This is a genomic window from uncultured Desulfovibrio sp. (genome assembly GCF_910584445.1).
In the GTDB taxonomy this organism is placed as follows: Bacteria; Desulfobacterota; Desulfovibrionia; order Desulfovibrionales; family Desulfovibrionaceae; genus Desulfovibrio.
The window spans coordinates 38,020-57,548 of the sequence record NZ_CAJUBO010000006.1 but is presented as its reverse complement, the minus strand read 5'-3'; the positions used below and the strand labels follow the sequence as shown (position 1 = coordinate 57,548).

16 protein-coding genes and 1 tRNA gene are annotated in these 19,529 nt (G+C 62.9%); 7 read left to right on the top strand and 10 right to left on the bottom strand.

Annotation, left to right across the window (positions count from 1 at the left end):
* Window position 1: 1 nt before the first annotated feature.
* Window positions 2–1,015 carry a DUF3298 and DUF4163 domain-containing protein gene (locus QZ294_RS04180; RefSeq protein ID WP_297047159.1) on the bottom strand — a complete coding sequence of 338 codons (1,014 nt, stop codon included), beginning with the start codon at window positions 1,013–1,015 and terminating at the stop codon, window positions 2–4.
* Window positions 1,016–1,054: 39 nt separating this feature from the next.
* Entirely contained in the window at window positions 1,055–2,275 is a 1,221-nt protein-coding gene (locus tag QZ294_RS04175) for a sodium:calcium antiporter (RefSeq protein ID WP_297047158.1), read from the bottom strand.
* Between the two features lie 312 nt (window positions 2,276–2,587).
* Here QZ294_RS04175 and QZ294_RS04170 point away from each other — a divergent pair, with 312 nt between their 5' ends.
* Window positions 2,588–3,643 carry a YIP1 family protein gene (locus tag QZ294_RS04170; RefSeq protein ID WP_297047156.1) on the top strand — a complete coding sequence of 352 codons (1,056 nt, stop codon included), beginning with the start codon at window positions 2,588–2,590 and terminating at the stop codon, window positions 3,641–3,643.
* 160 nt (window positions 3,644–3,803) lie between these two features.
* The gene (locus QZ294_RS04165; protein ID WP_297047154.1) at window positions 3,804–4,595 is read left to right on the top strand and encodes a hypothetical protein; all 792 of its coding nucleotides are present in this window, start codon (window positions 3,804–3,806) and stop codon (window positions 4,593–4,595) included.
* 99 nt (window positions 4,596–4,694) lie between these two features.
* Here QZ294_RS04165 and QZ294_RS04160 read toward each other — a convergent pair.
* Both QZ294_RS04160 and QZ294_RS04155 read right to left on the bottom strand, forming a co-directional pair.
* A tRNA-Leu gene (locus tag QZ294_RS04160) sits at window positions 4,695–4,780 on the bottom strand.
* 193 nt (window positions 4,781–4,973) lie between these two features.
* Window positions 4,974–5,357 carry a hypothetical protein gene (locus tag QZ294_RS04155; protein ID WP_297047151.1) on the bottom strand — a complete coding sequence of 128 codons (384 nt, stop codon included), beginning with the start codon at window positions 5,355–5,357 and terminating at the stop codon, window positions 4,974–4,976.
* Window positions 5,358–5,436: 79 nt separating this feature from the next.
* Here QZ294_RS04155 and QZ294_RS04150 point away from each other — a divergent pair, with 79 nt between their 5' ends.
* The gene (locus QZ294_RS04150) at window positions 5,437–5,907 is read left to right on the top strand and encodes a phosphatidylglycerophosphatase A (protein ID WP_297047149.1); all 471 of its coding nucleotides are present in this window, start codon (window positions 5,437–5,439) and stop codon (window positions 5,905–5,907) included.
* Window positions 5,908–6,078: 171 nt separating this feature from the next.
* On the opposite strand, the gene infA is transcribed toward QZ294_RS04150, so the two are convergent.
* Window positions 6,079–6,297, bottom strand: coding sequence for a translation initiation factor IF-1 (gene infA, locus QZ294_RS04145; protein WP_291485970.1), 219 nt, complete (start codon window positions 6,295–6,297; stop codon window positions 6,079–6,081).
* Between the two features lie 132 nt (window positions 6,298–6,429).
* On the opposite strand from infA, the gene QZ294_RS04140 reads away from it, so the two are divergent.
* From QZ294_RS04140 to acs, 4 genes are all read left to right on the top strand, one after another.
* Complete coding sequence (locus tag QZ294_RS04140; RefSeq protein WP_297047145.1) at window positions 6,430–7,320, top strand: sulfite exporter TauE/SafE family protein; 891 nt, start codon at window positions 6,430–6,432, stop codon at window positions 7,318–7,320.
* A gap of 36 nt (window positions 7,321–7,356) precedes the next feature.
* On the top strand, window positions 7,357–8,187 hold the full coding sequence (gene murI / locus QZ294_RS04135) for a glutamate racemase (protein WP_297047143.1): 831 nt from the start codon (window positions 7,357–7,359) through the stop codon (window positions 8,185–8,187).
* A gap of 236 nt (window positions 8,188–8,423) precedes the next feature.
* Window positions 8,424–8,699: an HU family DNA-binding protein gene (locus QZ294_RS04130; protein ID WP_297047140.1), complete on the top strand. Its 276-nt coding sequence runs from the start codon at window positions 8,424–8,426 to the stop codon at window positions 8,697–8,699.
* Window positions 8,700–9,034: 335 nt separating this feature from the next.
* Window positions 9,035–11,032: an acetate--CoA ligase gene (acs, locus tag QZ294_RS04125; RefSeq protein ID WP_297047138.1), complete on the top strand. Its 1,998-nt coding sequence runs from the start codon at window positions 9,035–9,037 to the stop codon at window positions 11,030–11,032.
* Window positions 11,033–11,442: 410 nt separating this feature from the next.
* On the opposite strand, the gene QZ294_RS04120 is transcribed toward acs, so the two are convergent.
* From QZ294_RS04120 to bamA, 5 genes are all read right to left on the bottom strand, one after another.
* Window positions 11,443–11,970, bottom strand: coding sequence for a cysteine hydrolase (locus QZ294_RS04120; protein WP_297047136.1), 528 nt, complete (start codon window positions 11,968–11,970; stop codon window positions 11,443–11,445).
* 253 nt (window positions 11,971–12,223) lie between these two features.
* Complete coding sequence (gene fabZ / locus QZ294_RS04115) at window positions 12,224–12,688, bottom strand: 3-hydroxyacyl-ACP dehydratase FabZ (RefSeq protein WP_297047134.1); 465 nt, start codon at window positions 12,686–12,688, stop codon at window positions 12,224–12,226.
* Window positions 12,689–13,068: 380 nt separating this feature from the next.
* The gene (locus QZ294_RS04110) at window positions 13,069–13,626 is read right to left on the bottom strand and encodes an OmpH family outer membrane protein (RefSeq protein WP_297047131.1); all 558 of its coding nucleotides are present in this window, start codon (window positions 13,624–13,626) and stop codon (window positions 13,069–13,071) included.
* A gap of 159 nt (window positions 13,627–13,785) precedes the next feature.
* Window positions 13,786–16,125, bottom strand: a complete 2,340-nt coding sequence (locus QZ294_RS04105) for an N-acetylmuramoyl-L-alanine amidase (RefSeq protein ID WP_297047130.1) — start codon at window positions 16,123–16,125, stop codon at window positions 13,786–13,788.
* Window positions 16,126–16,771: 646 nt separating this feature from the next.
* Window positions 16,772–19,507 (bottom strand): outer membrane protein assembly factor BamA, encoded by a 2,736-nt coding sequence (gene bamA / locus QZ294_RS04100; RefSeq protein WP_297047128.1) that lies wholly within the window; start codon window positions 19,505–19,507, stop codon window positions 16,772–16,774.
* Between the last annotated feature and the right edge of the window lie 22 nt (window positions 19,508–19,529).

Genomic DNA, 19,529 nt, shown 5'->3' with positions numbered 1-19,529 from the left:
GTCACGGCCGTTGACCGGGGGCGTCGCCGTTCAGGGAGGGCGCCGGCGCCTCGGGAGAGGTCCCGTCGGCGTCCCGGGGGGGGGCGGCTTTTTCCGCGTCGGGCCAGATGGCCGCCTCGGGCGCGGCGGGCGCCAGGGCCGCAAGCGGCATATCCACCTGCTGTGGACCCGCCGACCACGGACCCACCTGATACGGCTGGAACTGGATGCCGATGCCGCCCAGCATGAGGGAAAGCTCCCCGAAGTTGCGGAGGTCCGGCGCGGTGCCGTCGCGGATCATGTCTTCATCCGCCTCGTCGCCGAGGCTTTTCGTCAGGCTTTCGCGCGACCAGACGGCCATGAGTTCCAGGGCTTTTTCCGGGTCCCCGAACAGGTCGGCAAACTCCAGCCGCCGCCCCGAGGCCAGGTCATAATTGCGGCAGGTGATGACGAGGTTGCCGTGCGCGCCGCCGCTGTAGCTGTAAACGTTGAACGTGACGCTGACGATGTCCGGCGAGGGACGCTCGAGGCTGAAGATGCCCGTCAGATCCCACATGCCGTAACTGCCCGGTTTTTCGCCGTCCGGGGCGATGCTGCCGCGCACCTCTTCGTCATAGGAGCGTGCCACGCCTTCGGCCCAGGCGCGGATGTCGGCATCCACGGCATCCACCCCGAACGCGGGATAGTACAGGCTCACTGCGGGCGAACCGTCGCCGCCGCTCTGGATATGGACATTCCGCACATTGGGGTACACGGCCTGCTCGGGCGCGGCGTTTTCCGGCTCGGGCGCAGCGGCGGGACTTTCCTGAGTGATGCTTTCGATACGGGACACAGCGGACTCGTTCGGGGTGTCTGTGGTTTCGGGCGCAGGGTCGGCGGCTGCGGGAGCTTTGCCGGCGCTTTCCGCATCGGGGGCGCCCGCTTCCCGCGCCGGCGTTTCAGGGGGCGCCGCGTTCACGCGCGGGACAAGGAAAATACAGGCCGCCGCCACGAGGATTGCGAAAATCACCAAAGTGGAGAAGGCTGTGCGCTGCATGGCGTTTCCTCATGCTTGGAGGGTGCCCGGCGGGCCGCTTCAGGCCCGGAAGCCGCGCCGAAGCTCCCATACGCCGTGCCGGTGCCTGATGAGGAGGAGCACGGCGAGGACCAGATAGAGCCAGGCATAAACATTGTGCAGACGCAATGGATCGTGCGCCAGCCCCAGAAAGGCTTCCAGCTGTGCATCGTACAGCGGCGAAAGCAGCTGGGCCGCAAAAAGCGTCAGCAGGGCAAGCGCCTCACGAACGCGCAGGCGCAGGTCGGCCAGAAGCGCCACGGCAAACAGGGATTGCCCCGCTGTCAGTAGTATTTCCTGGAACTGGTGGCTGTCAAGATTTATGGGCGCAGAAAATCCGCCTGACGAAGCGGCGTAGACCCCGGGGATCATGCCGACGAGGAGCGTCCACTGATTGAGCTTGGAGGAAAGCAGGCTGCCCAGGGCCAGCGCGGCGTTGCCCCGAAAGGCGAACATGAGCGCCACGATGAATTCCGGCGCTTCGGAAGCGATGGGCGCGAGCCACTGCACGAGCAGAAATTCATTGATGCCCAGGAGCTTGCCGCTGGCGACAAGGCTTTCGCTGAAGGGTTCCGCATTGCAGAGGATGACAAGCGCCGCAAAGACGAACAGGCCAATGATGGCCGCGAGGCGTCCCTTTCTGGGCAACGTGGCGAGCGCCGCGGCCGGACCTTCCGGTTCTTCATCGACACAGGGGCGGTGCGCCACGATCCAGATATACCAGGCGTAGATGCAGAGCAGGATGACGCCGTCCACCCAGGTGAGCGAACCCTTGAGAGGGATGAAGAGGGCGTACACCGTTGCCATGCCGAGAAAGAGGACATCCGTGCGCTTGTCGTCGGGCAGGGCCACCCCCTTGTGATAGCGCATCGCGAAAATAAGCACGATGGCCGACCAGCCCACACCGATGAGCAGCCGGTTGGCGCCGGTCATGTTGGCGATGGCGTAATGGGAGTAGGCGCTTTCGGGGTGCTGGCCCGCCATCCAGGTGAAATACATGTCCACGGCGTATTCCGGGAGCACGGCGATGAACGCCACCACGGCCACGGCAATGGCCTGGGGGATGTCAAGCTGGGCGACCTCGCAGGCCCACGTCAGCAAAAAGGAGGCGCCGAGGATGGCTACTCCCGCCAGGAGCGCCGTCCAGAGCGGCGAGATGTCGGGATGCGTGACACGGAGCGCAAGCCCTGGAACTGTCAGCAGGATAGCCAGAAAAAACGGCCTGAGGGCGCGGAGGGACATATCTTCTCCTTGCGTTTGGCGACCAGGGGCGGGAGCTGCTCCAAAAACAAAAAAGACCTCGGCATTGCTGCCAAGGTCTCACTCATCGGCGTGGCCGACGACGACGCCAGACCGTGAGGTCATGCTGTTGACGCCGTCCGGGTCTCCAGGACCCAGTTACTCCCCTTGTCCGCGACAAGTATGCCCGTCGCCGCGTGACGTGTCAAGGGGAGGAGGCGTACTTCCCCTTCCGGGCTTGCCAGCGTTGCCGCCAGCGGCTATTAAGGGCGGAGGATGACGCGGTGCCTGTTTCACAAGCGAGAGGAGAAACGCGTGGATATCGTGTGCCCGCAGTGCGGTTTCAGCCGTCGGCTGCCGGAAGATCGCCTGCCCGGAGAAGTGGTCATTGCCACCTGCCCTCAATGCGCGTGCCGGTTCCGTTTTTCCGTTCGGGAGGGGGTGCTGACCGTCCTGCCCCCGCGGGGGCAGGATTCCGCCCCGCAGGCACGCGGCCCCGCGCAGGGGGCGCCTTCCGGCGCGGCGCGCGGGGAAGATCTGCCGCCGGGCGCCGTCATTCCCGGCCGGGACGTCTCCCCGGGGGACGCGCGCGCGTCCGCGCGGGACGACCATGGCGCGGATGGCAACGCCTCGGCGGGAGAGGAAGAGGAGGATATCCGCGAGACGGCGCGGCGCGCCTATGCCCGCGAGGCGGAGCGTTTCTCCCGCGCGGACGCGGCGCCGGAGCCTTCCGGCATGGCGGATGGCGCGATTTCGGAAGAAAACCCGTGGGACGCGGCCCCCGGCGATGGGGGCTGGCTCCAGGCATTTTCCCAGACCGTTCTCCGGGTGATGTTCGCCGCGCCACGGTTTTTCGCTGTGCTGCGGCCGCATGCGCCGCTGGTGCGCCCCCTGATCTTTTATCTCGTCATCTGCGTCATCCAGACCATTGTGGAGCGCTTCTGGGGCACGATGCTCATTTCCGCCCTCACCCCCTCGGCGGCTACGGACCCGCAGCTGGCAAAACTGCTGGAAATGCTCGCGCCCAAGAGCGATCTGGCACTGAGCCTGCTGTTGCGCTGCGGTCTGCTCGTGCTCCAGCTCTATGTGTTCACGGCCCTCATGTTTCTGGCCTACCGCATCGTGGCCCGCGAGCGCACGAGCTTTTCCCTCATCTTTCAGATCATGGCCTACAGTTCGGCTCCCGCATTGCTGTGCGTGGTGCCCGCGCTCGGCTCCCTGGCGGGGATGATCTGGGGACTTGCCTGCCTGGCGGTGGGCTGCCGCGCCGCGCTGCGCCTGAACTGGGCGCAGACGCTGTTCGGTTTCGTCCCCCTTGCGCTCGTTTTCGGGCCGCTGCTGTTGCAGGCCATGACGGCCCTTCAGGGCTGACGCGCCCCGCTTGCCAGAGAATGTTTGGCATGGATATCGCATGATGTCCGGCAGCCGGTTGCGTCCGGCGGCATCGGTGGCTGTCGTCCCCCTGCCGCACGACGCGCAGCGTGTTTGCGCGTCAGGATGAACGGACGTGGCCGCAAAGGGAGGGACTGTCATGACTTCGACGCCAAATGCCGCCGGCGTTGCCGCCGGAACCGGCATGACCACACGGAAGGGCCATCTCGCGCGGGTGGCGCTTGTCGCGTTTTTGCCGCTGCTGGTGGCGCTGACTGCCCCGGGATGCGCGAAATCGCCTGATGACAGCCGCTCTGCGGTCACGCTCACCGGCGACCTGAGCACCCCCATCCAGATCCAGACCGACAATTTTGTGCGCCGCCAGCCGCCCGTGGCCTATGTTTCGCCCATTGCCCCGCTGGGGCACAGGCCGCGCGCCCTGTTCGTGCCCCTGCGTATGGTGCAGCAGACCACCAATGCCGTCAGCTTCAGTGATCTGCTCTCCCGGCAGGTCTGGCAGGTCTGGCTCTCGCTCGGGGCGTTTGAGGCGCTCGAATACGCGCCCTGGGCCGGTCCCTTCGACCGCGAGCGCGCGTTGGCCCTGGCGCGGCAGCAGGGGGCCGAGCTTCTGGTGGGCGGCTATATCAATCATTTCATCGATGGCGGTTCCGGCGGCGAGAGTTCTATTTCGCTTGCCATGGAAGTCTATGACGTGAAGAGCGGCTCCCTGATCTGGTCGCTGGCCGAAGGGGGCAGCATGGAAGCCCGCAAAGTGCATGATTTCTATCTTTTTTCCATCGCCGAGCGCAATCCTGCCGACCCTTCGGGGCTGATCGCGCGCAGCCTTGCCTGGGACATGGGGCGCGTGATCCTTGGCTGGGTCGATCCCACGGCTGTCCCCCGGGGCGAAAGCTCGCTTCTGGACAGGATCTTGGGCAATCAGGCATTTTAGAGCGGTCTGGTACGTACTGAAAATATCCAACATGCCCCGCTTCGGCGGGGCTTTTTGTATGAAGAAAAGGGCTGCTTCCCCGCAGCCCTTGATATTCCTTGGTGCCCGGAGCGGGGGTCGAACCCGCATGGCCTGTGGCCGAGAGATTTTAAGTCTCTTGTGTCTGCCTGTTCCACCATCCGGGCATGTCCTGAGGGAGCCGCCATGCTCCCGGTCCGGCATCGGCGAAGCGTAGCAAAAGCGCGGCGGGCGGACAAGCCGTGGCAGGGTCGTTCGGCTGTCAGCATCGTCTGCGGGCAGGATATGCGGGCCGCCGCATGCCGGAAAAGTTTTCAGCCTGGTATCGCTGTCTGTCAGAAGCCTCCCCTTTCGGGAGGGTCAGGCGGAGGGGGCGCTGTCCTCCGGAGCGTCCTGGGGCACCGGCCACAGAGTTTGCCGCCATTGCCCCTTCTGGAGCCAGAACAGGTGCAGCCCCGAAAGGCTCTTGTCCAGAAAGAGCAGACGTCCCTTGATGCCATCGGGCAGGATCGCGGCGATGTGCGACGCTATGTCCCGGAAATTTTCCGGATCAAGGGTCTCAAGCGCGCACTGGAACCTGAGCATGTCGCCAAGGGGAGTGAAATCCAGGTGCTGGCCGCCTGCCCCGGCAAGGATGTGCTCAAGCCGGGCCATGAGCGCGCTTTCCGCGTTCAGGAGTTCATCGTATGTCAGGCTGTCGGCGTAGGTGAACTGGGCGAAAACTTCACATTGGTTCTTGTCCATGGTAACCTCAATGATGTGCAATCCACGCGAGAGCGCGGGTGCAGCGGACCCGGGGCGCAGCGGGTGCCGGGGAGGAAGAATGCGGTTTCAGGATTCATGTACGCTGGCGTTCTGTCGGCTGGGGATCGCGGGCCTTGCCCCCCGTGCTCCGGGCACCTGGGGCACGGCGCTTGCCTGCCTGATGGCGCCGGTGTGTTTTTTGCCGCTCGGTCTCGGCTGGCGCGTGCTCTTGCTCATGGCGCTTTTTGCAGCGGGCGGCGTGGCCGCCGGCCGGGCCGAAACGCTTTTGGGCCGTAAGGACCCCGGCGAGGTGGTCATTGACGAACTCGTGGGTGTGTGGCTCGTGCTGCTGCCGTTCGCCCATCCTGATTTCTGGCTGATCCTTTCGGCCTTTGTCTGCTTCCGCATTTTCGATATTGCCAAGCCCTGGCCTGTGCGCGCTTCGGAAACATGGCTTCCCGGCGGCTTTGGCGTCATGATCGATGATGTGCTGGCAGGGCTTTGGGCGCTCGTGTGCGTGGCGCTTCTGCACTGGATCGGGATCGTGTAGGCGCCACCGGGGCGGGGACACGCGGCCGCCGGCCGGGGTATGCACGCAAGGAAAAGGATGAAACGACGGGAACGGCATCCATCACATGAAGAGGGCGCTGTACGGTGATGGGCCGTTCTGCCGCTGCTGCGCCACGGGCGCGGATATCCTGCCGGCCCGCGAATGCGCCTCCTACTTCATGCGATAGGTGATACGCCCGCGCGAGAGGTCATACGGCGAAAGCTCCACCTTGACGCGATCGCCGGGAAGGATACGGATATAGAATTTACGCATCTTGCCGGAAATATGGGCCAGCACTTCGTGGCCGTTTTCCAGCTCCACGCGGAACATGGCATTGGGCAGGGCTTCCTGCACCACGCCGTCAACTTCAATGGACCCTTCTTTCGCCATGATGCCTCCGCTGCAAGATATTCAAGCGGCAAGAGGATGCACAAAAAAACGCCGTACTGTCAAGCCGCAGGGCCGCGGTCCTGTCCGTCCCGGCCTTGTGCGCCCGGCCCGGATGCCTGAGAAGGAGATGCCATGCTGTTTCCCGTTTCCGGTGTCGAATGCTCCGCCGCCCTGCCCGTGGCCGCGGCTTTCTGTATCTCTTTTCTGACATCCATGGGGGGGGTCTCCGGCGCCTTTCTGCTGCTGCCGTTCCAGATCAACGTGCTTGGCTACGTCCATCCCGGCGTGAGCGCCACCAACCAGGTTTTCAACATCGTGGCGTGCCCGTCGGGGGTCTGGCGCTATTGGCGCGAGGGGAGGCTCCTCGGGCCACTCACCCTGCTCATGGCCCTGGGCACTCTCCCCGGTGTTTTTGCAGGCGCGTTCATCCGCGTGACCCTTTTGCCGGAGGCCTCGCGATTCGCCCTGTTCGCGGCCATGGTCCTGCTGTATATGGCGGGCCGCCTCCTTTTCGACGTCTGGCACCCGCGCCGGCTCCGGAAACCGCGCACGGGGGCTGCCGGCACGGCCGCGCCCTGCCGCGTTCTGCATTTCGGAGTGCGGGAATTCGTGTTTGCCAGCGGGGAGGAGACATTTCGCGTTTCCTGCCGGGCGGTATCCCTGCTGAGCCTGGTGGTGGGGCTTGTGGGCGGCATTTACGGCATTGGCGGAGGCGCCATCATGGTGCCGTTCCTCATTTCCTTTTTTGGGCTGCCGGTGCATGCCGTGTCCGGGGCCTCCCTGTTCTGCACGTTTCTGACGTCCATTGCGGGCGTTTGCTTTTACAGTCTGCTCGCGCCGTTCTGGCCTGCCCTGGAGGTGCGGCCCGACTGGCTCCTCGGTCTGCTCTTCGGTGTGGGGGGCATGGGCGGCATGTATCTGGGCGCCCGCTGTCAGAAGTTCGTTTCCGCGCGCATGCTGAAATACCTGCTGGCCGCGATTTTGCTCTTTACAGCAGTGCGCTGTCTGGGCCAAGCTCTCTAGCGCTTTCGTCCCCTTTTTTTCTCCAAGGAATGCCCCATGCAGGACTCTTCGCAATTGCCCATCGCCATTTTTGATTCCGGAGTGGGCGGCCTGACGGTGCTCAAGGCCGTTTCCCGGCGTCTGCCCGCTGAGAATCTGCTGTATCTGGGCGATACGGCGCGCCTGCCCTATGGCACCAAGGGGCGCGACACCATTGTCCGTTATACGCTCCGTGCGGCGCGTACCCTGGTGGAACGTGGGGCAAAAATGCTGGTGGTGGCATGCAATACGGCCACCGCCGCCGCGCTGCCGGCCTTGCAGCGCGAATTTGCGCCGCTTCCGGTCGTTGGCGTGGTGGAGCCGGGCGCGGCCGCGGCGGCGCGCGCCAGCCGCAATGGCGAGATAGTGGTCATTGCCACGGAGGCCACCATTTCCGGAGGGGCATATCAGGAGGCCATTGCGCGCATCCGGCCCGAGGCGCGCGTGCGCGGGCGCGCCTGCACGCTCTTTGTGCCCATGGCCGAAGAAGGCTGGATGGAGGGGGCGCTGGTGGAGGGCGTGGCACGCCGCTATCTGGATGACCTGTTTTCTCCGGTCATGACGGCATCGCGTCCGGACACGCTCGTGCTTGGCTGCACGCATTTTCCGCTCCTGCTGCGCGCTTTGCAGAATGTGGTGGGTCCTGAGGTGGTCATTGTGGACTCCGCCGCCACCACCGCCGAATGCGTGGAGGGGGAACTGCGGCGCCAGAACCTGTTGAACCGTTCGGGAATCGGCGGAAGCTGGCGTTTCCTGACAACGGACAATCCCGATCGTTTCGTCCGTACCGGGGGGCTGTTTCTGGGCAGTCCACTGCGTCGTTCCGAGGTCGAGCTGCTGGATCTCTGAATCTCCGGCGCCGTTTTCCGCGCTTTTTCTGTTGACATGCCCGCGCCCATTACTTAGAGAGGAGAGCAACTAAGGGTATTGTCATCAGGCCGGCGGTCGTGACCGGGCGTGTTTCCGGCGCGAGGCGCTTGTCCCGTAACAGGCAACGGCGTTCACGCCAGGATGCCGTTGCAGGGCTTTGGTTTCTGGCCTGCCTTTGGCATTTGCACGTCAACCTGAACTTCTGGAGACACATCATGACGAAAGCTGAGCTTGTGGAAAAAATTTACGCCAAGGCCGGCCTGCCCACCAAAGCCAAGGCTGAAGAAGCCCTGGACGCGGTGGTGGCTTCGTTGCGCGACGCCCTGGCCGGTGGCGAATCGGTGACCTTCACCGGTTTTGGCAGTTTCAAGGTCGTTTCGCGCGCCGCGCGCAAGGGCCGCAACCCCAGGACCGGCGCCGAGATCACCATCCCTGCCAGCAAGGTCGCCAAATTCACGCCGGGCAAGGGCCTGAAAGACGCCATCAAGTAGTGGCTTTGTCCGTTCCGATGTTCAGGCGGCGCCGTTTCCCCATGGAAGCGGCGCCGTTTTGCATGCGGGGCGCGTCCGTCCGGAAGGAGGGGGCCGCAGACAACAGTTTAGTTTTTCCGTCGGCAGTTCTGTTTTGTTTTAATATTCACAACCTTGAAATACGTCCTTCCAGTTGACCATGGGGCAAAAAGTATCTTATTCATTTTTTGAGGCAGAGTACCGCTGCTGAAATACAGGACCACCGTTACGTGGGAACCACTGTCCGGGGTCGTCGTGAAGCATATGAGGGGATGACGCGCGTCAGATCCACGGTCCAAAAACTTGCCGAGGTGCCTATGTCGATGCAAAAACCGGAAAATCTGTTGTATGAAAACAGCAGCTATCTTCCCCCTCGTCACGGCAAGGATGTGGCGCGCGTACGCAGCAGAAGGGAATATGAAGAATTGTGCCGACTGGCGCGGACAGATCCTTCCGAATTCTGGGCGAGCCGTGCCAGAAGCCTTCTGCACTGGTTCAAGCCGTGGCATACGACAGATGCCTCGGATTTTTCCATCCCGAAAGTTTCCTGGTTTGCCGGCGGCCGGTTGAATGCCGCCTATAATTGCGTTGACCGGCATATCATTACCGATCATCGCAACAAGGCCGCCCTGATCTGGCAGGGTGAGCGCGAAATGGAAGTGCGCGCCTACACCTATCAGATGCTGTATAATGATGTTTGTCGCGTGGCCGCCGCCCTGGATGCCCTGGGAATAAAAAAGGGCGATCGCGTGGCCCTGTATCTGCCCATGATCCCGGAGCTTGTCATCGCCATGCTGGCATGCGCGCGCCTGGGTGCCATCCATACCAATATTTTTACCGGCTATGCCGAAGGCGCCGTCCAGGGGCGCATCCATGATTCAGGCTCGAAAGTCGTCATCACGGCGGACGCCGTGATGCGGGGCGGTCAGCCGAAACCGCTCAAGGCAAATCTGGACAAGATCCTCAACAACTGCCCCACCGTGCAGAAGGTGGTGGTCGTCAATCGCACCAACGACAGCGTGAGCATGCTCCGGGGGCGGGATATCTGGTGGCAGGATTTTCTGGAGGATTTTACGCTTGACGCTGATTTTCCCTGCGCCTCCATGGATGCCGAAGACCCTCTCTTTATCCTGCACACGAGCGGGAGCACCGGACGCCCCACAGGCGTGATCCATTCCACGGGCGGCTACCTGACCTATGCCGCGCACACCACCCAGTGGGTCTTTGATCTCAAGGATACGGACGTGTACTGGTGCACGGCCGATTGCGGCTGGATCACGGGGCATACCTATCTGGTTTACGGGCCTCTGAGCCTGGGGGCCACGACCATCATGTTCGAGGGCACGCCCACATGGCCCAAGCCCGACCGCTATTGGCGCATGGTGGAAAAATACCGCATCAATATCCTCTACACAGCGCCCACGGTCGTGCGCAGTCTCATGCGTCATGGGGTGGACTGGGTCAGCCGGTATGACCTTTCCTCGCTGCGGATCCTTGGCTCGGTGGGCGAGCCTATGAATCCCGAGGCCTGGATGTGGTACCACACGCATATCGGCAAGGGCGAGCTGCCCATCGTGGACACCTGGTGGCAGACCGAGACCGGCGGGGTCATGATCTCTCCGCTGCCCTATGCCACACATCTGCGCCCGGGTTCCGTCACCAAACCGTTGCCCGGCGTCGAAGCGGAGATCCTGCGTTCCGACGGCGCGGCCGCTCAGGCCAATGAGGCCGGGAACCTGGTCTTTAAAAGGTCCTGGCCGGGCCAGTTCACCGGCGTGTTCCAGAACGAGGACAAATTCAAAAGCTATTTTGACCGCTTTCCGGGAAACTATTTCTCCGGAGATGGCGCAAAAAGGGATGAAGACGGCAATTACTGGATTTTGGGGCGCATGGACGACACGATCAATGTCTCGGGCCACCGCCTTTCCACTGTGGAGATAGAATCTGTTCTGGCGGCCCATCCCGCAGTGGGAGAGGCCGCGGTGGTGCCCATTCCCCACGAGATCAAGGGCGAAGCCATCTATGCGTATGTGGCGCTCCGGGGCGAAGTGGACTGGACGGAAGAACTGCGTAACGAACTGCGGGACTGGGTACGGAAAAATATTGGCGCCCTGGCAAGCCCGGAGCGCATCCAGTTTGTGGAAAACATGCCCAAGACGCTGTCGGGAAAAATCGTCCGGCGCCTGTTGCGGAAAATCGCTTCCGGCGAGGCGCTGGAAAACCTGGGGGACATATCGACCATCGCGCGGCCGGAAGTCCTGGAGGAAATCCATCGCGCGTGGCTTCGGCTGGAGGCCGGACAAAGCGAAAAATAGCGACCGTGGCGCCATGTGGGTGGCGGAGGCTGCCGGCTTTTCGACGATCCGCGGGGGGGCCGCGGGCCGATGCCGTCCGTTGCGTTGCAGTCGGGGCATCGCTGCCCCTGCCATGCCTGTTCTGATGACGGCAGCGCGGTTTGGATACTACCAGCACCAAACCGCGCTGAGTGCTGACCGGGCAGCGGCGGCAGGGGCATCCTCCCCTGGCGCAGCTCCGCTGCCGGGGAGCGCGGACGGGCAACGCGAACGCGCGCATGGCATGCGCGCTTGATCCCGGTGCGAACCAGCGCCGCACTGCGGCGGAAAAATCACGCTTTTCCGCCGCTTGTCCCGCCCTGCGAGAAAATGCCGGCAGCGGAAACTGAGGAAAATATATGTCTTGCAGATATTTTCCTCAGCAAGATGCTCTAGGAAGCGCGCCGCAGGATTTCTTCGGTCGTGGTCAGATGACCAAACGCCGCAAGAATATCCACGATATGCTCTTTCATGTCCTGTTCATCAAAGCGGGCCGAACGTTTCGCGCAGGTGGCGTCCGCAACGAAGGTAAAGTCGTAGCCGCGATGATGGGCGTCGATCATGGTCGACAGGCAGCACATGCTTGTGCCGTATCCGGCAAGGATGATCTCGTCGTGCCGGTATTTATCCACCAGGGCCTGAAACTCGCGGCAGGAAAAGCAGGAAAAGTTTGACTTCACCATGCTTTCCTCCCCTTCCTGCGGGCCAAAGCCATCGATGAACTCCGCATAGGGGCTTCCGTAGGTGAAGCACATGGAATTCTGCTCGTGGCGCATATGCGCTATCTTCCAGTCGTGCTTCCTGGCATGGGCCAGGAGTTTTTGCAGGTTCTCCAGCGAAGGGCCGATGGTTTCAAGATAAAAGGGGCGTCCTTTCGTCACATATTCCTTTTGCGCGTCCACGATGACCAGAACAGGCATGTCCGCTCCTTGGCGATTTTCCTCAACGTCGCATGTCGGTATCCATCTGTGCTGACGGTACAGGAGAATCCGGGGAAAAGGAAGAGCCGCGGCCCTGATAACTGCGCCTTGGATGGCGCCGGGAAACCTGCGACCGGGAAAGGCCGGGGTCCGGGCGCGCCCGGAGGACGGCCGGACCGCAAAAAACGTCCGCCTGATCTGCCACACAGGGCGCATCACGCGGACGTTTGTCGGCCGGACCTGGCGCGCGCCTTCAGGGCCTGTCGCCGATGGCGGCGGTGATCTGCGCTTCGGCCGCCAGTTTGCCGTCCACATAGGCGCGCGCTTCCATTTTGCAGAGCTTGAGTTTCATGCGCATGTTGCCGCATTCAAGATCAAGCCGATCCCCGGGAACCACCTGGCGGCGGAATTTCACGCCGTCAAGGCCGGTGAAGAGAAAGAGCTTGTTCCCCAGGTCGCCCATGCCGGCCGCGGCGAGCAGGCCGCCGGTCTGCGCCAGCGCTTCAAGGATCAGCACGCCCGGCATGATGGGAACGCCGGGGAAATGCCCCTGAAAAAATGGCTCGTTGACGCTGACGTTCTTGTAGGCGCGGATATGCGAACCAGGCACGCATTCCACAACGCGGTCCACAAGGAGGAAGGGGTAGCGGTGGGGCAGGAGGGAAAGGATGCGCTGGATGTCCATGGTTTGCGCGTCTGCCGCGGGGGACTGGCTCATGGTTGGCTCCGTGGGATAGGCATTATTATATTTTGGGGTTGATGACGCCCCTGCGCTGTGTGGGCAATGCCGCAATTATCCGTCAAAAACAGCCTCTTCGGCGCTGGCGGCGTCAGAGAAAAATTTTCTTGGTCGAGTACCTGAGTACACTCCCTGCGAAAATTTTTCTCTTCCTTGCCAGCGCCGAAAAATCGTATTTTTTCGGATTCTTCCGGCACCAGCATCCGTCTGTCGCTCCGCTCCAGACGGAACCTGGAATATCCATCAACCGCAGTATACAACATAACCGTGGGATGATGGGGATGATTCGGGGCGGAACGGGGCACCGGCAGGGGGCGCCAGCAAAAAGCCTCCCGCGCGGGGAGGCTTTGCGTCCGAAGTTACTTCTTGTCGGCCTTGCCGCTCTTTTCGGGCTTTTTCTTTTCCTTGTAGAGCTTGTTGACCTCGGCGAGCACATCCTGGGTGAGATCCATGGACTGGTCGGCATAGAGAACGCCGCCCGCCGTGACGTCAACCACGAAGTTGAAGCCCTTGGCGCGGGCCACTTCATAGGTGGCGCTGAAAACCAGGGTCACCATGTCCTGGCGCAGCTTGATCTCGTCCTGCTCCACCTTGCGGAGGAAATTGCGGGTCTTCTGGTCCAGTTCCTGCTTGGCGCGGATAAAGGCGAGCTTTTTTTCTTCGCTGGCCTTGGGGTTCTTGAGGGCTTCCGCCTGTTTCTTGAGCGATTCGCCCTGTTTTTCAAGGCTGGCCCGCTCCTTGCCGTACTTGCTTTCCATCTGTTCCTTGGCGGCCTTGGCGGGGTCGCTCTGCGTGGCGACGGTCTGCATGTCCACGACGCCGATCTTGGCGGCAGGCACGGCCGAAGCGTCCGCTGCGATAGCCGGTGCCGACATGAGCAGGCAGGCGGCAAGGATCGTCAGAACACTATTGCGCATTGAGGTTCTCCTTAAAAAATGACTGTGTGATGTATGAGAAATGGTGCCACCCCTGCAACACGGGCGTGCCGGAAAGTTCCGGCGCGAAAAACGCGCGCAACGCCCGCGCAACCAGGGATCGGCTGAGCGACGATGAGCGCGCAAGGCTGCAAACTGGGGCTACATAGCATCAGGGGGGGCGGCAGTCAAGGAATTCTCCGCAGTGCGGCGCTTGAGAAGGCGGTCCCGGTAGGCGAGAATGCCTTCGGCAAGTCCTTCGGCAAGGGCATGCCGGTAGGAACTCGTGCCCAGGTTCCGGGCTTCGCCTCGATTGGTGCAATAGCCGAGTTCCACAAGGATGGCCGGCATTTGCGCGCCGAGCAGCACATGGAAGGGGGCGGCTTTCACGCCGTTGTTCCTGACGGCATATTCCCGGCGCTTGAGACGGAACATGGAAAGACGCTGGATGTCGCCTGCCAGGCGGCGCGATTCCTCGACGCGCGCGCTGAGCATGACATCAGCGAGCATGCACTGCATGTCCCCGAGGCGGCGGTCGCTGCCGGCGTTTTCCAGCATGGCTACCCGGGCCGCCTGCGGATTGCTGGCAAGATCGAGATAATATGTTTCAAAGCCGTTGATCTGGGCGTTGTCATTGGCGTTGACATGGATGGACACGAACAGGTCGGCCCGTTCCGCGTTGGCCTTTCGCGTGCGTTCGCTCAGGGAGACGGAGACATCCTTGCGGCGGCTGTAGACGACATCCAGGCCATTGGACTCAAGCAGACGGCCGAGGCGCAGGGCCACGTCAAGGGTGACCATCCGTTCCAGAACGTCATTGTGGCTCGTGCCCGGGTCCTTGCCGCCGTGCCCGGCGTCGATGAAGACTTTCCGCACAGTAAGCCCGAGCTGGCTCGCCATGTCGGAGACCTGGCGCGTTTTGAGTGCCGCTGCGCGCTTCACCGGCGGCTCCTGGTCGGCATCGGCCTCCGCATATCCCTGGCGGCTGCGCCCCTTGCCCTTGTGCGGCAGCGTGGCCTTGCCCGCCGCCACGCTGAGAACGATGCGGCAAGGGTCATCCTCGCTGCGCGTGTCAAAACGGCGCACTTCACGGAAATCGAACTGCAGGGTGGCGCCCCCCTGTTTGCGGTCGCGCACGCGCACCGCCTGGAGCAGGCTGCCGCGCACGGTGACGCCCTTTCGGACGTCATTGACCACGCGCGCATCCTCAAGATCGAGGAAGAGGCGCGCCGGCGCGCCCTTGCGACTTTCCTCGAGCCTGGTGCTGAACTGGGCGGGAGCGCTCATCTCCAGCACGATCTCCACCAGGTTCCGGCTGGGTGAATCCCAGGAAAGCACCTGAAGTTCCGGTGGTTCGGCGGTGCGGCGTCGCGCCTGGGCCTCCTGCCCGTCCTCACGCAGGGCGGTCTGGAGGCGCCGCGCCTCGGCAGCCATGTCGCCTTTGGGATAGGTGTCCAGAAGGGTCTCCAGCAGGTCCAGCGCCTTTTCCCTGCCGGAGGCGCGCCCCGCGTGAAGGCGGGCGGCGGCCAGCAGGGCGTCGTCGGCAACGGCGCTTTTGGGATGCCTGTTCGCCACGTCCAGATAGAGCTTCTGGGCCTGGTTGAAGTCCGCGGAAAGGTTGGAGCAACGGGCCAGCGACTCCTGGCAGGCCGCGGCATGGAAGAGCGCGCCCGCAGCCAGGGGCAGTTTTTTGCCGCTGTTCGCAATGCGGAGGAATTCCTCGCGCAGATCCTCCCAGGGCTGGCGCCAGCATGCCTTGACCGGATCGCCGCGAAGCGCGGCCATGCGGGACTTCGCCGCCCGATATTTGAGCGGAAGGTCTTTTCCCGCCGCCGGGGAGCCATTCTTGGGCGCGGCGTTTGCCGCGGGCGGGTCTTCCTGCGCCTCGCGGCGGGATGCGGCAGCCACCGCTTCCGGTGCCGTCCGGCCGCTGGCCGAGGCTTTGAGCGCTTTTTCCAGGGCCGTGGCCTCGGCGATCATGTCCCCCCGGGGATACTGTTTTTTCAGGCGCGCCAGCAGGGCGAGCGCGCCTTTGTCATCCCGCAGCCAGGCCGCGCGCAGGCGTGCGGCACGGAAGAGAGCATCGTCGGCAAGGCGGCTGCCCGCATGCCGGAGCGCGAGGGTCTCGTAGCATTCCACGGCCTTGCGGGCATCGGATTTGGCGAAAGAGCGGCTGGCAAGCTCCTCAAGGCTTTCCGCCGCGCGGAACAGGGCTGCGGCGCGGTTGGGCCACGCCGGGTCGGCATCGTAAATGGAGCGGAATTCTCCGGCAAGTTTTTCCCACGGTTCGCGCAGCTTGCTGTTTTTTTCATCGCGCTTGAGATTGATGATGCCGGCCTTGGCCGCGGCATAGCGTTTTTCCGTGGGGGGAAGGCCGCTGTATCCGGAATCGTAGCAGCAGATCACCAGCAGGCAGATGGCAAGCACAAAGGCCAGTGGCGGCGCCAGTCGTCTGGACAGGGCCTTTTCCTGGGTGTGTTGCGCGTCGTGGCTGGTGTTCACTGCGGCTCTCGCGGTTCTGGGGTGGAGACAGGGCGCGCGCCTCTGCCTGGCATCACGTCGCTTTGGGCGGGTACGTCCGTGCCGGAGTTTACACCGCCAGAGGTAAAGACGCAAAAACAGTTGCAGGACCGCATGGCGGGACCGCAGTCTGCTTCCGATTTTGGGAGCTGCGGCCTCACGCAGCCCTGGGCGTGGTTGCCTGTTGAGGTTATCGTCCGATTTCCGGCACGCTTAAGGGCGGCAGGAAGCGGACAAGACCCTGCCGATTAAGCACATTTCATGCCAGAAAGGCCGCCGTGATATGCACGACGGCCTTTCCTGATCAGGCGGGGCGGGGTTTTTGATGAGAGCGTTTTCGCAATGAAATTGTGGAACTCTCTGGCGGCTGCGGGAGCAGACGCCCGCGCCGAGTAATAAGGCGGAAAAACCACGCTTTTCCGCCACTTGTCCCGCTTTGTGGGGAAATGGCGCTCGCCGTTGGCAGGCTCTGCCTGCGTACGGATAGCGACAGCGGTTCCGTTGACTGGCTGTCGCGGTAACCAATTGCTGTCTCCATCCGTAGCTTCCTGCGTCGCAACGGCTGGAGCGAGGCAGCGAAACCTGAGGAAAATATCTGTTCTACAGATATTTTCCTCAGCAAAATGCTCTAAAAGAACTGCCCCATGCTGAATTCAAGGCGTCCCTGCTCGCGTTCCCCGTCATAATCCTGAACAAGAGGGATGCCGTAGGCGATACGCAGGTCGCCCATGGGCGAGCGCCAGCGCAGTTCCAGCCCGGCCGAGGCCACGATGTACTTGTCCAGCTCATCGCCCATGGTTTTCTGGTCGATATTGAAGCCCGCGTCAAAGAACGGCACGATGGCAAGCCCCATGTCTTTCTGGAAGGTCCAGATATACTCCACATTCAGCACGCCCATGCGGTCACCGCCGATCTGCTCGCCCTCGTACTTGTAGTCACGGGGCGAAAGGTCGGAATAGGAGTAGCCGCGGATGCTGTCCATACCGCCGAGCCAGAAACGCTCGAATACGGGCACGGGGTCGTCGCCATTCTGGAAAACGCCGCCGACGCGGGCGCGCACATGGAACGTGTTTTCCGGATTGAACGACCAGAAGCCCTGCCAGTCGGCAACGGCCTTGATGAAGTTGTCCGTGCCGCCGAGGATGCCGCCACCGTATTCGCCCCAGAGCCGGGCGATGGTGCCGCGCGTGGGGCGATCCCGCTGGTCGGTGGTATCGCGGAGGATGCGGCCGGAGAGCGCGCTTGTCCAGTTGGTGCCCTTGTAGTCGCTGATATAGGGCGAGGCATATTCATCCACGTCATAGAGTTCGTAGCGCTCCAGGCGGTAGGCAAGGCCCACGGTGGTGTATTCCCCGATGGGATAGGAGGCGCGGATGGTGTCGCCGATGGTGTCCTTGGTGAAGTCGTCCCAATAGTCGTGGGTATAATAGAGATCGTTGCCGACGGACAGGTCCGTGTCATAGAGGCGCGGATTGGTGAACGACAGGACGCCCGACGTGCGCCGCCAGGAAAAGAATCCCTGGAGCTGGAGCCAGTAGCCCCGGCCAAAGAGGTTGCGCTCCATGATGGAGGCGGTCACGCCCACATCGTAATAGGTGGAGTACCCGATGCCGCCCATGAGCGCGCCGGTATTGGCCTCCTTGACCTTGACCTTGAGGTCCACCTCGTCCTCATTGCCCGTGGGCACGAGTTCCATGTCCACGGCGGAGAAATAGCGCAGGCGGTTCAGGCGCTCCGTGGAGCGGCGCAGCTTGGCGCCTTCGTACATGTCACCGTCGCCGAGGCGCATCTCGCGCAGGATGACGTTGTCGCGCGTCTTGGTATTGCCCTCGACGCTGAGGCGGCGGATGAAGACTTTCTGCTTTTTGTCCACAAGATAGCCCACATCCACCTGGGGGCTGCCGTCTTCGGCCTTGATGAGCTTGGTGTCCACCTCGGCGAAGGCGTAGCCGTAATCGGCGTAAAAGTCCGTCAGGCGCTTGCTGTCCTCCTGCATGACGGTGAGCGAGAAATAGTCGTTGTCCTTTTTCCAGTCATCCATCTGGACGACTTCCAGCATCTTGTCTTCGCTGTCGATGATGTCGCCGGCAAACTTGACGTCGCGCACCGTGTAACGGGGGCCTTCATGAACGATGAATTTGACGTAGATGCCGTCGGGCTTGTACTCGACCTCGGGTGCGGAAACCTGGATGTCGATGAAGCCCTGGTTGAGTCCGTAGGCGGCGATGGCGTTGGTGTCGCGCTCGAGGTATTCCTCCTTGAGCACGCCGGAACCCGTGAGCCACGAGAACATGCCCCGGGGCTTGAGGGCCAGGTACTTGTCCATGTCGTCCTTGTCGAGTTCCTTGATGCCCTCGATGTCCACTTCCTTGATATAGAGCTTGTTGCCCTCATTGACCGTGATGACGAGCACGGCGCCACGGCCGCCGGGGCGGTCCTGCAGGCGGTAGCTGGCCTTGGCGAGATAGAAGCCGTCCTTGCGGTAGAGTTCGGCGATCTTTTGCAGGTCGTCGGAAAGCATCTGTTCGTTGAGCACGCTGCCGGGCTTGGTGCCCATGGCCGCTATGACGTCCTCGGCGTCCACCTCATGGGACCCCTCGACGATGATATTGTCGATGCGCGGCTTCTCCACCACGGTGAAGATCAGGACATTGCCCTCCAGCGAGGCCTGGACGTCGCTGAAATAGCCCATGTCCCAGATGCGCTTCACTTCTTCATTGATGGCGTTGGCATCCGGGGTGTCACCCTTGCGGATGGTCAGGCGCATAAGGACGGTATCCGGGTCGAGCACGTTCATGCCGCGCACCTGGACGTCCGCCAGGCCGCCGGTGGCGGCAGCGGGCGACCCCATGGGCACCAGCCCGGTGCCGGATGCGGCGGGAGCCGGCTGGGGAGCGGCAACCGCAGGCCGGGCCACCATGGAGGAGGCGCGCGCGGCCAGAGCGGACGCGCATTCGCCAAGAGCCAGCAGGGACTGGCGCTCAAAGGCCGCGGGGACCACCTCGCCCTTGTCCACGGGCACAAGGCGCGTCTCCATGGTGAAGCCGTCGCCAAGCTGGTTGAAATTGCCGTAGATGACGAGGTCGGCGCCCGCCTGGCGTCCCAGGCGGCGTGCGGCGGCGAGGTCGATGGTTTCGCTGTTGGAAGCCCGCAGAAGGCCCGCCGCGCGGTTCAGCGGAACCGCGCGCAGCCCGTTTTGTTCAAGATTGGTGATGATGAGCTGCGGCACATCGCGGGAGGCGTCCGGCATGTCGGGTCCGGCAGTGGCCTGAAAAGGCAGGACGAGCACCGTGGGCTGCCCGGCATTGGCGGCCTGGGCGGCCGTGTGCGGCACGAGGGCCGCAGCGCAGGCCAGCGCCGCCATGCACAGAATCCCGCGCAGCACC

What these genes read in the sequence shown, in the direction of transcription:
- QZ294_RS04180 (WP_297047159.1), bottom strand. Translation starts at nt 1,015, where the DNA reads ATGCAGCGCACAGCCTTCTCCACTTTGGTGATTTTCGCAATCCTCGTG.
- QZ294_RS04175 (WP_297047158.1), bottom strand. Translation starts at nt 2,275, where the DNA reads ATGTCCCTCCGCGCCCTCAGGCCGTTTTTTCTGGCTATCCTGCTGACA.
- QZ294_RS04165 (WP_297047154.1), top strand. Translation starts at nt 3,804, where the DNA reads ATGACTTCGACGCCAAATGCCGCCGGCGTTGCCGCCGGAACCGGCATG.
- QZ294_RS04155 (WP_297047151.1), bottom strand. Translation starts at nt 5,357, where the DNA reads ATGGACAAGAACCAATGTGAAGTTTTCGCCCAGTTCACCTACGCCGAC.
- QZ294_RS04150 (WP_297047149.1), top strand. Translation starts at nt 5,437, where the DNA reads ATGCGGTTTCAGGATTCATGTACGCTGGCGTTCTGTCGGCTGGGGATC.
- infA (WP_291485970.1), bottom strand. Translation starts at nt 6,297, where the DNA reads ATGGCGAAAGAAGGGTCCATTGAAGTTGACGGCGTGGTGCAGGAAGCC.
- QZ294_RS04140 (WP_297047145.1), top strand. Translation starts at nt 6,430, where the DNA reads ATGCTGTTTCCCGTTTCCGGTGTCGAATGCTCCGCCGCCCTGCCCGTG.
- murI (WP_297047143.1), top strand. Translation starts at nt 7,357, where the DNA reads ATGCAGGACTCTTCGCAATTGCCCATCGCCATTTTTGATTCCGGAGTG.
- QZ294_RS04130 (WP_297047140.1), top strand. Translation starts at nt 8,424, where the DNA reads ATGACGAAAGCTGAGCTTGTGGAAAAAATTTACGCCAAGGCCGGCCTG.
- acs (WP_297047138.1), top strand. Translation starts at nt 9,035, where the DNA reads ATGTCGATGCAAAAACCGGAAAATCTGTTGTATGAAAACAGCAGCTAT.
- QZ294_RS04120 (WP_297047136.1), bottom strand. Translation starts at nt 11,970, where the DNA reads ATGCCTGTTCTGGTCATCGTGGACGCGCAAAAGGAATATGTGACGAAA.
- fabZ (WP_297047134.1), bottom strand. Translation starts at nt 12,688, where the DNA reads ATGAGCCAGTCCCCCGCGGCAGACGCGCAAACCATGGACATCCAGCGC.
- QZ294_RS04110 (WP_297047131.1), bottom strand. Translation starts at nt 13,626, where the DNA reads ATGCGCAATAGTGTTCTGACGATCCTTGCCGCCTGCCTGCTCATGTCG.
- bamA (WP_297047128.1), bottom strand. Translation starts at nt 19,507, where the DNA reads ATGGCGGCGCTGGCCTGCGCTGCGGCCCTCGTGCCGCACACGGCCGCC.